General features: G+C 41.5%; 10 protein-coding genes. 3 read left to right on the top strand and 7 right to left on the bottom strand.

From position 1 onward, the window contains the following. Nucleotides 1-74 precede the first annotated feature (74 nt). Nucleotides 75-1,604: a metallophosphoesterase gene (locus CH365_RS16275; protein ID WP_100769612.1), complete on the top strand. Its 1,530-nt coding sequence runs from the start codon at nucleotides 75-77 to the stop codon at nucleotides 1,602-1,604. 1 nt (nucleotide 1,605) lies between these two features. Here CH365_RS16275 and CH365_RS16270 read toward each other — a convergent pair whose 3' ends face one another. Further along, nucleotides 1,606-2,445: a sterol desaturase family protein gene (locus CH365_RS16270; RefSeq protein WP_100769611.1), complete on the bottom strand. Its 840-nt coding sequence runs from the start codon at nucleotides 2,443-2,445 to the stop codon at nucleotides 1,606-1,608. Nucleotides 2,446-2,543: 98 nt separating this feature from the next. On the opposite strand from CH365_RS16270, the gene CH365_RS16265 reads away from it, so the two are divergent. Both CH365_RS16265 and CH365_RS16255 read left to right on the top strand, forming a co-directional pair. Next, on the top strand, nucleotides 2,544-3,164 hold the full coding sequence (locus tag CH365_RS16265) for an adenylate/guanylate cyclase domain-containing protein (protein WP_100769610.1): 621 nt from the start codon (nucleotides 2,544-2,546) through the stop codon (nucleotides 3,162-3,164). A 542-nt stretch (nucleotides 3,165-3,706) separates the two neighbouring features. Beyond that, complete coding sequence (locus CH365_RS16255; RefSeq protein ID WP_100769608.1) at nucleotides 3,707-4,330, top strand: hypothetical protein; 624 nt, start codon at nucleotides 3,707-3,709, stop codon at nucleotides 4,328-4,330. 30 nt (nucleotides 4,331-4,360) lie between these two features. On the opposite strand, the gene CH365_RS16250 is transcribed toward CH365_RS16255, so the two are convergent. The 6 genes from CH365_RS16250 to rpoB all read right to left on the bottom strand — a co-directional run bounded on the left by CH365_RS16250 (nucleotide 4,361) and on the right by rpoB (nucleotide 15,325). Next, nucleotides 4,361-5,122, bottom strand: coding sequence for a hypothetical protein (locus CH365_RS16250; protein WP_100769607.1), 762 nt, complete (start codon nucleotides 5,120-5,122; stop codon nucleotides 4,361-4,363). A 61-nt stretch (nucleotides 5,123-5,183) separates the two neighbouring features. Next, a complete protein-coding gene (locus CH365_RS16245; protein ID WP_100769606.1) occupies nucleotides 5,184-6,311 on the bottom strand; it encodes a catalase family protein in 1,128 nt (375 codons plus the stop codon). Nucleotides 6,312-6,485: 174 nt separating this feature from the next. Then, the gene (gene rpsG, locus CH365_RS16240; protein WP_008594381.1) at nucleotides 6,486-6,959 is read right to left on the bottom strand and encodes a 30S ribosomal protein S7; all 474 of its coding nucleotides are present in this window, start codon (nucleotides 6,957-6,959) and stop codon (nucleotides 6,486-6,488) included. Between the two features lie 14 nt (nucleotides 6,960-6,973). Then, a complete protein-coding gene (rpsL, locus tag CH365_RS16235; protein WP_008596375.1) occupies nucleotides 6,974-7,348 on the bottom strand; it encodes a 30S ribosomal protein S12 in 375 nt (124 codons plus the stop codon). 75 nt (nucleotides 7,349-7,423) lie between these two features. Beyond that, nucleotides 7,424-11,629, bottom strand: a complete 4,206-nt coding sequence (gene rpoC / locus CH365_RS16230; protein ID WP_100769605.1) for a DNA-directed RNA polymerase subunit beta' — start codon at nucleotides 11,627-11,629, stop codon at nucleotides 7,424-7,426. A 15-nt stretch (nucleotides 11,630-11,644) separates the two neighbouring features. Then, nucleotides 11,645-15,325 carry a DNA-directed RNA polymerase subunit beta gene (rpoB, locus tag CH365_RS16225; protein ID WP_100769604.1) on the bottom strand — a complete coding sequence of 1,227 codons (3,681 nt, stop codon included), beginning with the start codon at nucleotides 15,323-15,325 and terminating at the stop codon, nucleotides 11,645-11,647. Between the last annotated feature and the right edge of the window lie 41 nt (nucleotides 15,326-15,366).

Genomic DNA, 15,366 nt, shown 5'->3' with positions numbered 1-15,366 from the left:
ATTTGCCCCATTTACCTAAAAATAGCAATAATTAATTGATTTTATTAACGTTTTTTGAATGATTCACATCCTAAATGCCTAAGAGTAAAATTAAATATATCGTTATCTCCGACATTCACCTAGGAGCATATAACAGTTTACTTACATACATTGAAGAATTCCCGGACCCCGTAAAAGATTCGGATAGATTCAAAGTAAATCCTCAGAAAACTTCTCCCGCACTTGCAGAACTTCTAAACTGTTTGAAACATATCGTTCACTCGGTAAACGGTTCTTCTAAACCTCCTCAATTTATATTATTAGGCGACGTGCTTGAGTTAGCATTAGGCGATATCAACGAAGCATCAATGACCTTCGAAAGATTTTTGGATATTGCTTATAAGGAAACGAAACATCATTTTTCCGAAAGTATTCTTTATATTCCAGGAAACCATGATCACCATCTTTGGGAAACCGCGAGAGAGAAACAGTATATGGAATATATCGCGAACCTAAAACCGAACCAATACATCAATCAAACTTGGCATACGACCAAGATGGTAAATCCGGACTTCATACAATCCGATCTACTCACTGGAATTTTAAGACGAAACAAAAAGTTAAAAAGAGCTGAGGCAGTGATTGCATATCCGAATTTGGAAATTCCTTCTAAAAACGGAAAACGTTCCGTGTTCTTAACTCACGGACATTTTTTGGAAAACATCTATTCCTTAATGAGTACAGTGCAAAGAGTTCTGCTGCCTGAAATAGATGAGGACAAGGATAAGCCAAAGCCTACTCAATCCCTTTGGAAAAAAATGGGGAATTATATTCCATTCAGAAAACAAGTAGAAGTCCCAAATCCAACATCCATCTATGTATTAGAGAGGGAGAATTTTGCATGGATCGACTTCTTCTGGTCTACTCTAGGAAGGTCCGGCAAAGTGGGAACAGGCATTGGGCTTATTTACGATATGCTCCAAGACGAAAAAGCAGTGAGCAGACTCGCTAAGAATGTAGCCGACTATGCGGTTCGAAATTTAAAAGTAGCCCTCTTTCTCAAGACTATCTTTGCCTGGGTGCTCAAATCTATTCTTACCAAAGTTGTAGTAAAAGTAGGCCAAGCAGAAAGAGGAATGTCCAACTCAGTTCTAAGCGACGAAGTAGTTCATAATATGGATTCATATTTAGGAGAAACTCTTCCTGCACAATGGAAATCAGAGACTCAAAAAAGTAAGAGAGAATTTCCGAATGATTATACATTCATTTTTGGTCATACACATAAACCTTTCGCAGTGGAAACCCAAGACTTAGGCTTAAAAATTTCAGGCAAAGAAGTATTCAATACCGGTGGTTGGGTAGTAGATACAATCCAACCAATGTCCTCTCATGGAGGAGCCGTATTGTTTATAGACGAAGATGCAAATGTCGCTTCTTTTAAGGTCTATACTGAAGGAGAAATAAAACCCAGCTTCTTAGTCCCGGACGGAAAAACAAATCCGATGTATGAAACATTAGTGGAGACAGTAGACCTCCAGAATCGAAAGTTTGGGGCCTTATCCAAATCCTTAGATGAGGAAATCCGCCTCAGAAGAAGATTATTAAAAGTCAGAATCAAGGAGTAGATTAAGATTTTTGCAAATAGGTAGAGGGGATCGCGGAGATCTCCTCCTTCTTCTCCACATCCGAACTATTCTCAAAACTTTCGGAATAATCCTTAAAGTTTGTACCCATTATTCTATCCCAAAAATTAAAATAAAGACTGTAATTCCCATGAAACTTTTGGTGATGAAGATTATGATGGGTAGAAGTGTTGATCCATTTTAAGATCGGATGAATAGTCCAACCTTTTGGAAAGAACTCATATCCTAGATGCCACCAGATATTCATAATCATCGCATAAAAAGTATGAATTAAAAAAACATAAAAATGAAGAGGAAGGATACATAGAGCTGGAACTACATATACACCTTCCAAAAAAGCCTCCACCCAATGAAAATTATAGGCAGCCATGGGAGAAGGATTTACGGATCGATGATGCACTGAATGTATATAAGGATAAATTTTTCGATGATGCATAATCCTATGAGCCCAATAAAACCAGGTTTCATGCCAAATAGTAAGCAACAAAAAGCTGAATATCGCGTAACCTAATCCGTATTCAGCAAAGTCCTTATACGTTTTTATATGAAGGATCTTCAATTTTCCAAGAATATATACTGAAACAGCAATCGTGCTGAACATAACCAAAGTAATCGCCGATTGTTTTAATTCAAAAATGATTCTTTCTCTTTTAGGGAAATCCTTCTGGATTCTGAATTTCTGAAAAAAGTCCTTTTTCCAAACCCAGAAGATCAGAAATGCAAGTCCCGCAATCGGATAATAACGCAGGAAATTCATTTTTAACTGATAAAGAGCAAAACCTGATACACAGTATTCCCAACTTAGTTCACAAACGAATCTCATTCCGACCTTCCTTGTCTAGAATAACCGATTTTAAAGAATTAGTCTTTCAAAAAATAGGTCGACGAATTCTATCTAAAGCGCTCTACTAATCGATTCTTATGGCATTCAAAAGAAGTATATTCGCAAGCGCATCCGAAGATAGATTGGAAAACCTAGTTTTAGAAAGATTAAAACCTGGTGCCGACAAGGAAAAAATAGACGCCCGCATCTGGGACTTATTCGGAGAAGTTTGGTGTATCATGTTTACTGATCTTTCAGGATTTTCACGAGGAGTAGAAAAATTCGGGATCATTCATTTTCTACAAACCATTCACGAATCCGAAAGAGTTTTAGTGCCTATCATAGAAGATCATGATGGAATACTTCTCAAATCGGAAGGAGATAGTTTTTTGGTGATCTTCAGGAATGTAGGCAAAGGACTACAAGCTGCGATCAGAATGCAAAAAGAATTATTAGAATATAATAAGGACAAAATCCCTGAAGAAAAGATTCTTCTCTGTGTCGGACTCGGCTACGGAAAGGTTTTGAAAATAGGAGATTCAGACGTTTTCGGTTCCGAAGTAAATACTGCTAGCAAACTAGGAGAAGATACTGCAGAGGCCGGAGAGATTCTAATCACTCAAACTGTTTTTGATAATGCGCAAGATACTGGTTTAAAATTCGAACCGATTAAAGATGTGCCTGCGGGAACACATGGGGCATATAGAGTTCTATATTGAAAACAAAATTTATAATCAGGAAAAACAGGATGACCCTAAAAAAAACAATCTGCCTTCTATCGTTTCTTTTTCTATCACCTGTATTCGGGCAGGAAAAGGATACCGTTCTTAGTTTCGAAACGGAACAAGAATACGTCGATTTCGTTTATAGCCTACAGTCAGTGTTAGTAGAACGGTATCCGAAATCGAAACTACAATGGGTTTTTATAAACTCATCCCAATATGAAACGGATTTAAATAATGTAATCGCGTTGGCAAACGCCGATTTTAAACAAAAAATAAATCACAAATTCGTTAAACAACAGAAGGAGCCGACTTCTGACCTTATAAAATCCGGGAAGTTCCTTATAGGGAAAAGAAAAACCGCAACCGAAGATCAAGCCATTTGGATCACAATCGTCGGATATGATAAAAATGGACTATTCATAAACGATTCCAAAAAAGGACCTTTCGAGCGAGTGTCATTCGATGGAATTGAGTCGGCTTACTTCCTCAAATAGATCCCCGTAATTCTGAACGAGTAATTTTTCCAAGGAAAACACATGAAAAGAAACGTTTTATCTTTATGCTTCATACTAATTTTAGCGTCTTGCAAATCGACTGCAAAAAGAGAAGTGCCGCGAGAGATGTCCCATTTTAAAAATCTTCTAATAGAAACGAATCTTTTGATCCGCCAAATCGTTCCTCCGAAATTCAACCCCGTTCCGAAAGATGAAGAAATACCTTATCACTACGATTACGCTCTTCTTTCCGATGATAAACAGATCGAGATACGGTACATCGTAAAGTCGATCCCTGGGCTTCTCAAAGAGATAGAAGAAATCAAAAAAAATAATCCGAAGGCTGTTATAGTAACCCCTAAAAAGAACGATTATTTAATTCACTTCGCCACTTTTCTAATTAATCTGGGAGGAGAATTCGCCGCCACCTCTTATACGGCATTTCCCACCAAAGCCGTTAAAGATGAATTCGGAGCCGACTGGGGAAGCAATTCCGCATTCGAAATGATTCCCGGTACGGATAGAAAATACAAATATTGCTTTATGACTGCTTTACATAAAGATAATATAGCAGACGTTTATATTTTATATTTATCCAACGATTCGGAAAATTTGATTCAATTTGCGAAGAAGACGTATCTATTCTATAATCTTCGATTCATGTAATCTTAGGAATCACTCTAATCGCAAAAATTTTTAGTCATACGACTCAATCTTCGAATCAGTCATATCAAAAAGGACCGATCCCGGAAACCAGGCACTAGTATAACCTTTGCCTTTATAATAGCAGCCCCCTCCCCAGTCTAAAGGAATATCCGCATAATACCAAGTTTCGGATTTTCCTTTAGGCTCTTTAGAGCCTTGGGTTTTAGCAAGAAGTACCAATTTCGATTTTTCGGGAAATTTATCTGTTTGGATCGATTTTTCATCTTCTCTAGTATTACAAACGATGGAAGGAAAATCGTAACCTGGGCCGATGCGTGCAAGGCTCGATTTAGATAAGTATTTTGATTTTCCGGGAATGGTTTTAACAGCCACACCTTCTATCTTTCGCTCAGTAGATTCAGGAAGAAAAAATCCTCCAAAGTAACTAGCGTCATTAGAGCAGTATAATTTTGCGGAATAACGAATAGAATATTTTGTAGGAACAATACTGCAGGTTCGGTTGGCTTGGAAATTATAAGGTTTACATGGCTCTTCCGCGGATGCTTGCATAATCACCTTGTTTGATTCTATCTTATAAGTCCCGGAATATCCCCCACATCCATCTCCGTCATAATTTTCGAAAAAAGTAAAGTCCTCTCTGAATTCCAAATACCAACCGAAGGTCCTGTTTTCAGGTCCCCAGTAAATTCCGAGCAAATTAGATTGTCTTGTTTCTAAATCGATTTTGTTTTCGGATGCGAGGTTTAGGTAAATTCCTACGAAAATAAATGGTACAAATAGAAGTTTTTTCATCCTGAATAGTGATATTAGACCCCGTTTAAAACAAGGCCTAATCATCGTTTAACGTTTGATCTTAAGGAATTAACTTGGCCGGTATATCCTTTTTATCAATTTCCTTTCTTTGAGTTTTATTCTGTCCATGTCTATAATCCGAAATAGCTTGATAAACAGATTTTCTAACTCGATTGATCCCGCCTAGAGGTTTATGCTCTTGGAGAGAATGCCAAGGTGTATAAGATACGTTCTCACAAAGAGAATCCATCTTTTCATTTGTAAATTCCTGCTTAGGAATCAATATCTCTGCTACCGGATAAAATGGTGAAACTTCTTCATCCCAAACAACAGCGGGATCTTCCACCGGCATAGATTTAGGATCTTTTTGAAGCTGAACCATAAAAGTAAAACAAGCCGAAGATTCTTTCAGTTGTTTACTCATCGCCTCTCTTAAATAATTTTCAGCCGGAGAATCCGGAATTTCGGATTTAGTTTCAGAACATGGTTTTACGGAATATTTCACCGCCTTACCTTCTCCGAAAGCGTAAGGGGTTGTAGACCAATAACGAATTTCTAATGGACTTGTGATCTTTTTGCCTCGGATGGCTCTTACTTTGGAAAGACCGCCCAATTTCCAACTAAATGGATTCCAACCAAAAAAATAAGAACCGGGTTTACCAGCAAACGCAGCCTCGAATAAAGCCAAGTATTCATCCGGAGCTCCTACAGGAAGAACAGGGTGATTGATCAGTAAAAAATCCTGGGTTTTCTCTTGCGCTTCTTCAACTAAGATCTTTTTTCCTGGAACATCGAAAAGTTTGATCCCAACTCCGCGGATATCTCCTTCCAAGTCTGCTTTCGGTTTTTGAGATCCGTTAGAAAAACGAACCAAACCTTGATAGGATTTTCCTGGCTGGAAAACTCCCAACTTATACTGAGGATCTAGATCTTTTTTTACGGTAAAGTTAGCAGCCACACAGCCATGATGTTTAGGATGTGCGTCTCTCCTGACAACGGCTCCATCTTTATAAGATTCTTTAAGAGAAGTTAGAGTAAGCTCCAAAGTACGCTTTGCGATAGATTCTTCTTCAGGAAATGAGTATTCCTTTCCTAATTCGACGGAGTCCGGAATTTTTACGTACGGTCCTCCGCAGGAAAGTGAAAATACCAGAAAGAAGAGATATAAGATAGAAAGTTTTTGTCCCATGGCCTGATTCTGTCCCGGGAAATTCTTTTGTCGATATAAAAGAAGCAGGGAATCATATTGCCTGAACCCTTATTTTAATAGGTTCTAAAATAAAAAAGGGACTCTTTTCGGAGTCCCTTCATCAAACCTGTTCGCGGTCTCATGCAACCGCGAACCATTGTGAATAAAAGATTCTTACCAGCGATAGTGGCTGAATGCTTTGTTTGCATCTGCCATTTTGCGGATATCTTCTTTCTTCTTGATTGCAGCTCCGGTGCCTTTTTGAGCCTCGATAAATTCTGCAGCAAGCTTATTAGCCATTCCTTTCTCGTTTCTATCTCTAGAATAACGGATCAACCATCTGATTCCGAGAGCTAAACGTCTTTCAGGACGAACTTCGATTGGAACTTGGTAAGTCACACCACCTACGCGGCGGGATTTAACTTCCACCTGAGGTTTAACGTTTTCTAATGCTTCTTTAAAAGTAACGTAAGGATCATTTCCGGTTTTCTTTTGGATTAGATCCAGAGCATCATAAAATAAAGATTCTGCTACGGATTTTTTTCCGTCCAACATCAAGCAGTTGATAAACTTCGCGATGTTTGCATCTCCATAAACCGAATCCGGTTGGATCTTGCGTGGTTCTACTTTTCCTCTTCTTCTAGACATTCCTAATAACTCCCTTACGCCTTAGGTTTTTTCGTTCCGTATTTAGAACGACTCTTACGACGTTTGTCGATACCGAGAGTATCCAAGGTACCACGGATAATATGATAACGAACCCCTGGAAGGTCTTTTACCCTTCCCCCGCGGATCAGAACAACGTTGTGCTCTTGCAGGTTATGTCCCTCACCGGGAATATAAGCGGTCACTTCAATACCGGTTGTTAAACGAACCCTTGCGACTTTTCTTAAAGCCGAGTTCGGTTTTTTCGGTGTGAAGGTAGTCACCTTCGTGCAAACTCCCCGACGTTGGGGGCTACTTTTTAATGCAGGAGATTTAGATTTGTTAACCTGTTTCTTCCTGCCGTGACGTATAAGTTGGCTAATTGTAGGCATGAGTTTCTTCTTTTTAGCAGGCCGGTGACCTATTTTACCAGTTCTACCGACCCTGCTCTATTGTAAAGCTTTCCTTTAATTCTCGTTGTCTTCCGGTATGGCCATCGGAATTTCTTCCTCTTCCACTTCCAGAGGACGATCTAGATCCCCGTAAGTTTCTTTGAACACCGCGACATCGCGATATTTTCTCATTCCGGTTCCCGCAGGGATCATGTGACCGATGATTACGTTCTCTTTAAGTCCCGCTAAGTTATCGGTCTTTCCTTTGATTGCAGCGTCGGTTAACACCTTAGTTGTTTCCTGGAAGGAAGCAGCCGAGAAGAACGACTCAGTATTCAAAGATGCTTTCGTTAAACCTAAAAGAATTGGAACACACTGAGCAGGAGATCCTCCCTCAGCGATCACTCTCTTGTTTTCTTCCAAGAAAGCGAAACGATCCACTTGTTGTTGGTTTACGAAAGAAGTGTCTCCGGAATCGGTGATTAAAACCTTACGCATCATTTGGCGAACAACCACTTCGATGTGCTTATCATTGATATGCACCCCTTGTAGTCTATAAACCTCTTGGACCTCTTGCACCAAATAAACTTGGAGTGCGGTAACACCTTTTACTCTCAAGATATCATGTGGATCCAGGTTTCCATCGTCTAACTGGTCTCCTCGTTTTACGAAGTCTCCGTGACGAACACGTAATTGTTTTCCGATCGGAATAGTTACTTTTACTTTATCCAGTTCTTCGTTGTCTGGAACGATATAGAGAACTCGTTTTTCTTTTACGATCTCTCCATTATCTTCTATCTTACCGTCGGTTTCTGCAAGAGTAGTCGCATCCTTAGGACGACGTGCTTCGAAAAGTTCATCTACCCTTGGAAGACCACCGGTAATATCTCGGGTTTTTTCAGCAACGGTTGGGATTTTGAAAAGAATATCTCCCGCTTTTACTTTGTCTCCATTTTGAATGGAGATAATCGCATCCACAGGAACCAGATATTCTTCTTTGCTTCCTCCGGAAGTCACAACGACTCTCGGAATTAATTTCTCACGGCGTTGCTCGATCACCTTATAATTAACGTTAGAAGTTTTAACGTCCTCGTCCCTACGAACGTTCTTACCTACTTCCAGATCCACCCAAGAGGCGATTCCTTCAATTTCAGTAACACCGATTTCGTTGAACGGGTCGAATTCTCCGAGCGCTTGATTCGCTTCGGTAATCTGTCCGACTTTTACGTTCAGAGTAGTAGAAGTTTTTACTGGAACAACCGCTTCTTCTCCCAGAATTCTGAAGAGACCGTCCGCGATTTTTACCGTTCCTGGAGCTTCGGAAGTTACGTTTTCTCCAGAAGCAAGAGTTGCAACCAACTCTCCTTTATCCACTTTCTGTCCGTTCTCAACTCTAAGGTTGGTTAGGTCGGAAGAATTGAACTGTTGGATCAATCTTTGTACTACGATGGATCCACGACGAGAGAAGATCAAACCTCTATCAAGAGTTTGTAAAGTTCTACCGTTGATCGAATTAACGATTGCGCGGTATCCTACTTTGTGTTCCTTCTCTTGTACTTTTGCGGAAGCAGCACCACCGATGTGGAATGTTCTCATTGTAAGCTGAGTTCCTGGCTGACCGATAGATTGTGCCGCGATGGTTCCGACTGCTTCTCCGATCTCCGCAGGAGTCAGACGAGCCATATCCATTCCGTAACATTTAATACAGATTCCCCAACGAGCTTCGCAGGTTAAAGGAGAACGAACTTTGATTTTTTCGTAACCAAGGTTCTCCAGTTTTTGTCCTACTTCTCTTGTGATCAAAGATCCTTTAGGGTAAACCACACTTTCAGTAACCGGGTCAACGATGTCCTCAGAAGTATAACGTCCAAATACACGGTCGCTTAGAGAAACGATAACGTTCTCACCTTCTTTTACGGTTCCAAGAGTGATACACTCTTCGGTTCCGCAATCGTCTTCTGCAACGATCACGTCTTGGGAAATATCCACCAAACGACGAGTCAGGTAACCTGCATCCGCAGTTTTTAACGCGGTATCTGCAAGGCCTTTACGAGCACCGTGAGTAGAGATGAAAAATTCAAGAACGCTTAATCCCTCGCGGAAGTTAGAACGAATCGCTAATTCAATGATCTCACCGGAAGGTTTCGCCATCAGACCACGCATACCGGCCAACTGACGGATCTGTTGTTTAGATCCACGAGCACCGGAAGCCGCCATGATGAAGACCGGGTTATATCCGCCCTTGTCTTTTTCCAATTCCTTGAACATGGAATCTGTGATGAGGTCGTTGGTTTTAGTCCAGATCTCGATCACTTTTTTCTTACGTTCTTCGTTAGTAATAATACCTTTACGATATTCTCCGTCGGCTCTTTCTACTTCTTTGTTAGCATCGCCAACAAGAGTAACTTTACCTGGAGACACTCTAATGTCTTCGATAGAAATAGTCGGGCTGAAGATAGTTGCATAACGATATCCTAATTTTTTAATATCGTCCAACATTAGAACGGTTTGAGCCGGTCCGTATTTCTCATAAACTTCCGCAATGATCCTGTTGGTCTCTTTATCGGAGAGAGCACGGTTCACATAAGGATATCCTTCAGGAAGAACCGTATTGAAGATCAGACGACCTGCAGTTGTTTCCAGAATTTTTCCTTGGTGAAGAACTGAAATTTTAGTTCTATATTCTATCACTCCTCTGTCGATCGCGTAAGTAACCTCGTCCAGGTTCGCGAATGATTTAAGAGGAACTCCTGCTTCGGTTGGAAGTTCAGAAGTTAGATAATAAATTCCGAGTACGATATCCTGAGTAGGTCCGCAGATCGGGTGACCGTTTGCAGGGTTCAAGATATTGTGAGGAGAAAGCATGAGCATCCATACTTCCAACTGAGCTTTTGGAGTCAGCGGAACGTGGATCGCCATCTGGTCCCCGTCGAAGTCAGCGTTGAACGCGTGACATACAAGAGGGTGAAGTTTGATCGCTTTTCCTTCTACAAGAACCGGAAGGAATGCTTGGATCCCTAAACGGTGAAGAGTAGGAGCACGGTTCAACATAACCGGGTGCTCTTTCACTACTGTTTCCAGAACGTCGAAAACTTCTTTTTCTTCTGCTTCTACTTTTTTCTTAGCGGACTTGATGTTAGGAGCTAGGTCCAAATCCACCAAACGTTTCATTATAAAAGGTTTAAATAACTCGAGAGCCATCTTCTTAGGAAGACCCATCTCGTGGTATTTCAGCTCAGGACCAACTACGATCACCGAACGACCGGAGTAGTCCACACGCTTACCGAGTAGGTTTTGGCGGAAACGTCCCTGCTTTCCTTTCAGCATATCTGAAATGGATTTAAGAGGTCTGTTACCTTTACCTTTTACGGTACGTTTGCGGCGGCTATTATCGAATAACGCGTCAACCGCTTCTTGGAGCATACGTTTTTCGTTACGAACGATGATCTCAGGAGCTTTTAACGCAAGAAGGCGTTTTAGACGGTTGTTTCTGTTGATAACACGACGATATAGATCGTTCAAGTCAGAAGTAGCAAAACGTCCACCTTCTAACTGAACCATTGGACGAAGTTCAGGTGGAATGACCGGAACCACATCAAGAACCATCCACTCAGGACGGTTTCCTGAATCGCGGAAAGCTTCTAATACTTCCAAACGTTTCAGGATTCTTTTGTCGGAGATCTTTTCTTTTTCTTGGATCTTTTGGCGGATGATGCGAGCTTCCGCATCAACATCGATACGAGAAAGAAGTTCTTTGATCGCGTCCGCACCGATACCAGCAACAAACTTGTCGCCGTATTCGTCTAGGTATGCGTGATATTCTTCTTCGTCGATTAACTCGCCGCGATTTCTTCCTGTATCAGCCGGATCGATGATCACATATTTTTCAAAATAAAGAACACTCTTGAGCTGATTGATGGTCATGTCCAAGAGAAGTCCCATTCTGGAAGGAACAGAACGATAGTACCAGATATGAGAAACAGGAGCCGCGAGCTCGATATGGCCCATACGTTCACGACGAACTTTGGAGTGAGTTACCTCAACACCACATTTGTCGCAAACCACACCTTTATAACGGATGGACTTGAATTTTCCGCAGTAACATTCCCAGTCCTTAGTAGTTCCGAAAATTTTCTCACAGAAAAGACCGTCTCTCTCGGGCTTCAGAGTACGGTAGTTGATTGTCTCAGGTTTCTTTACTTCTCCGTAAGACCATTCTTTGATCCTTTCCGGAGACGCTAATCTGATTGTTATTGATTCAAAATCGTTATTGGATCTCATGCTACCTTTCTTCCCTTAGGCGTTCTCGATCGTTTCGAACTTAATCTTCTTCTTGCTCTTGGAATATTCGTCTTCGTAGTCGGAGATATCAACGCTGTTACCTTCCGAGTCGGTGATGACGATATCCAATGCAAGACCCCTGAGTTCCTGCACTAGTACGTTAAAGGATTCCGGAATTCCAGGTTTAATGGAATGGATTCCTTTAACGATAGCTTCATAGATTCTTGCTCTTCCGAGCATATCGTCCGACTTGATGGTAAGAAGTTCCTGAAGAGTATGAGAAGCGCCATAAGCTTCGAGAGCCCAGACCTCCATCTCTCCTAAACGCTGACCACCGAACTGAGCCTTTCCTCCAAGTGGTTGTTGAGTAACCAAAGAGTAAGGTCCGGTAGAACGAGCGTGGATCTTGTCGTCCACCAAGTGAGCGAGTTTTAACATGTAGATGTAACCGCAGAATACCTCGTTCATAAAAGGTAAACCGGTACGTCCGTCGTATAATTTGAATTTAGAGCTGAGAGGAAGATTTGCTTCTTTGCAATACTTCTCTACATCTGCTTCAGTAGCTCCGTCGAAAACTGGAGTTTCGAAATTGATTCCCAGCTTGCTTGCAGCAAGTCCGAGTTGAGTTTCAAAAATCTGTCCCAAGTTCATACGAGAAGGAACACCTAACGGGTTCAGAACGATATCCATCGGAGTACCGTCTTCCATGTAAGGCATGTCTTCTTCTGCCATGATACGTGCAACGACACCCTTGTTACCGTGGCGTCCTGCCATTTTATCTCCGACCAGAAGTTTACGTTTACGAGCTACGAAAACTTTCACCATTTCTTCTACGCCGGCAGGAAGTTCATCTCCCTTCTCGCGTGAGAAACGTTTGATATCGATTACAGTTCCTTCGAAACCGTTCGGCATACGAAGAGAAGAATCTCTTACTTCCTTCGCTTTTTCACCAAAGATAGAGTGAAGAAGTTTGTATTCAGGAGTCAGGTCTGTTTCCCCTTTCGGAGTCACCATACCAACCAGGATATCTCCCGGTTTTACTTCTGCACCGATACGGATTACACCGGTCTCATCTAGATCACGGAAAGCTTTGTCCGAAAGATTCGGAATATCTCTTGTGATCTGCTCTTGTCCAAGTTTGGTTTCTCTTGCTTGGATCTCGAACTCTTCGATATGGATAGAAGAGAATATATCGTCTTTTACAACTTTTTCGGAGATTAGGATCGCATCCTCGAAGTTATAACCTTCCCAAGGCATGAATGCCACAAGAACGTTACGTCCAAGTGCCAGGGTTCCATTGTCTACCGCTGGACCGTCCGCAAGAACAGTTCCTTTTTGGAGAATGTTACCATTTTCATCCATTCTTTCGCCGGACACGATCTGTCCTGCGATAGTAGTTCCCCTGCGAACTTCTTCGCCGCTGGAAACGATTGGCTGGTATTGTTTGTTACCAGAGATCAGATTGTATTCGCGAATGTTTCCGTTATCCGCAGTCACTTCGATTTTCTCTTTGCTGACTTTGGTAACTTTACCGTCGATCTCTGAGTGAACCACCCCAACAACTGGAGTTTGGTTAAAACAAGTACCTTGGTTGGTTTTCTTAAATTTAGTAAGATCGTAAGTGTCGGATTCTTTTCCGCCCTTGCGCTCGATTACCACCTTCTCCGCATCTACGTATGTAACCACACCTTCATATCTGGAGATGATACAAATACGAGAGTCGTAAGCTGCACGAGTTTCCATTCCTGTTCCCACGAAAGGAGCCTCTTGGCGAAGAAGAGGAACCGCCTGACGTTGCATGTTAGAACCCATGAGCGCACGGTTTGCGTCATCATGCTCTAAGAATGGGATCAGTGCGGTAGAAACGGATACTACCTGCATTGGAGCTAAGTCCATATACTGGATCTCGTTCGGGTTACGGAAAGGGTAATCCGATCTGTGACGAGTAGAGATCAGTTTATTTTTAAACTCTCCCTTCTCATCTACAGGAGAAGAAGATACCGCGATAGAATGATATTCTTCCTTATCTGCGGTTAAGTATTCTATGTTATTGGATACTTTGCTGTTTTTGACTACTCTGTAAGGAGTTTCCAAGAATCCGTAATCGTTCACTCTCGCATATGAAGACATGGAGAGGATCAAACCAATGTTTGGACCTTCAGGAGTTTCAATCGGACACATACGGCCATAATGGCTATAGTGAACGTCACGCACTTCGAATCCTGCTCTATCTCTGGAAAGACCTCCAGGTCCCAAAGCGTTCAAACGACGTTTGTGAGTAAGCTCTGCCAGAGGGTTTGTCTGGTCCATAAATTGAGACAATTGGCTGGATCCGAAGAACTCGTTAATAACTGCTGTGATCGGTTTAATGGAGATCAGAAGTTGTGGTGTTTGAGTTCCAACTTCTTGAACGGTCATTCTTTCTTTGATCACTCTTTCTACACGAGTGAAACCGACTTTCAATTGGTTTGCGATTAACTCACCAACAGAACGAATACGACGGTTCCCTAAGTGGTCGATATCATCCGGATAATAGTTCTCAGTTTCGGAGATCAAGTTGAGAAGGTAACGTACAGTCTCGATAATATCCGCAGGTCTTAGAACTCTTTCGTGAGCGCTTGTAAATTCTTTCGGGTTATTGAATTCGAACTTACTATTGATCTTATAACGACCTACATCGCCCAGATCAAAAGTTTTAGGAGAGAAGAATAAACGATTCAATTCCGCTTCTGCGTTCTCGATCGTAGATGGCTCTCCTTGTCTCATGATTCCGTGGAATTTTAGAACTGCGTCTTCGTAATCGTTGACTCCGTCTTTTTCCAAACAATTGACTAGAACAGGATTATCCTTGTCTTTAGGATATTCTACGAGTTCAACTTCCTTCACCTTCATCTCTTTTAAGATGGAGATATTGTCCTCGTTAATCTTGGAACCCGCATCGAGCATAACCTCTCCGGTTTCCATGTTGATCACATCAGCGATCACTCTACGTCCGATCAGACGTTTGAGTTCCTTCGTAGAAGCTCCGCCGATTTTTGCTTTGGAGGATTTATAAAATAAACGTAATATTTCTTCGTTTGTCCCGTGTCCGAGAGACTTAACAAGAAGAGTTGCAGGAAATTTTTTCTTACGGTCGATTTTTGCGACCAAAATTCCCTTATTGTCCATTTCGAATTCCAACCAGGATCCGCGGTATGGAATTACTCTCGCGGAGTAAGTATCTCTTTCTTCATCATAAGAGAAGAAGATACCAGGAGAACGGTGAAGCTGTGATACAACAACACGCTCAGCTCCATTGATGATAAAAGTTCCCTGCTCGGTCATTACAGGAAGATCGCCCATGTAAACGACCTGCTCGCGGATCTCTCCGGTTTCTTTGATAATAAGTCGAATGACCGCTTTTAAAGGAAGAGCGAAAGTAGCATCTGTATCCTTACATTCCTGAGGAGACTTCTTAGCTTCTCCTAAAACATAGTGACTGTATTCCATCACCATATCGTTGTTCGGACTTTCTATAGGGAAGGTTTCTCTAAAAACCGCTTCTAGTCCCTGATTTTTTCTTTTGGTGGGATCCTTAACTTCGGATTGAAGAAACCAATCGAATGACTTCTTCTGAATCTGAATCAAGTTAGGTAGGTAATCCAAATTGGTGATTTTACCGAAGTTTACCCGTTTTCTCTCTACTTGACCGTACATTCGTGTGCTCCCTGGGGTGATGGAAAATTATAACTGCGCGA

It is taken from the genome of Leptospira neocaledonica (assembly GCF_002812205.1).
Classification (GTDB): Bacteria; Spirochaetota; Leptospiria; order Leptospirales; family Leptospiraceae; genus Leptospira_B; species Leptospira_B neocaledonica.
The sequence above is the reverse complement of the archived record's forward strand: the minus strand, read 5'-3'. Positions and strand labels throughout refer to the sequence as shown.

Bases quoted from the DNA above. Each gene is read 5' to 3' on its own strand.
- rpoC (WP_100769605.1), bottom strand. From the start codon at position 11,629: ATGAGATCCAATAACGATTTTGAATCAATAACAATCAGATTAGCGTCT.
- CH365_RS16245 (WP_100769606.1), bottom strand. From the start codon at position 6,311: ATGGGACAAAAACTTTCTATCTTATATCTCTTCTTTCTGGTATTTTCA.
- CH365_RS16265 (WP_100769610.1), top strand. From the start codon at position 2,544: ATGGCATTCAAAAGAAGTATATTCGCAAGCGCATCCGAAGATAGATTG.
- rpoB (WP_100769604.1), bottom strand. From the start codon at position 15,325: ATGTACGGTCAAGTAGAGAGAAAACGGGTAAACTTCGGTAAAATCACC.
- rpsL (WP_008596375.1), bottom strand. From the start codon at position 7,348: ATGCCTACAATTAGCCAACTTATACGTCACGGCAGGAAGAAACAGGTT.
- CH365_RS16270 (WP_100769611.1), bottom strand. From the start codon at position 2,445: ATGAGATTCGTTTGTGAACTAAGTTGGGAATACTGTGTATCAGGTTTT.
- CH365_RS16255 (WP_100769608.1), top strand. From the start codon at position 3,707: ATGAAAAGAAACGTTTTATCTTTATGCTTCATACTAATTTTAGCGTCT.
- CH365_RS16275 (WP_100769612.1), top strand. From the start codon at position 75: ATGCCTAAGAGTAAAATTAAATATATCGTTATCTCCGACATTCACCTA.
- rpsG (WP_008594381.1), bottom strand. From the start codon at position 6,959: ATGTCTAGAAGAAGAGGAAAAGTAGAACCACGCAAGATCCAACCGGAT.
- CH365_RS16250 (WP_100769607.1), bottom strand. From the start codon at position 5,122: ATGAAAAAACTTCTATTTGTACCATTTATTTTCGTAGGAATTTACCTA.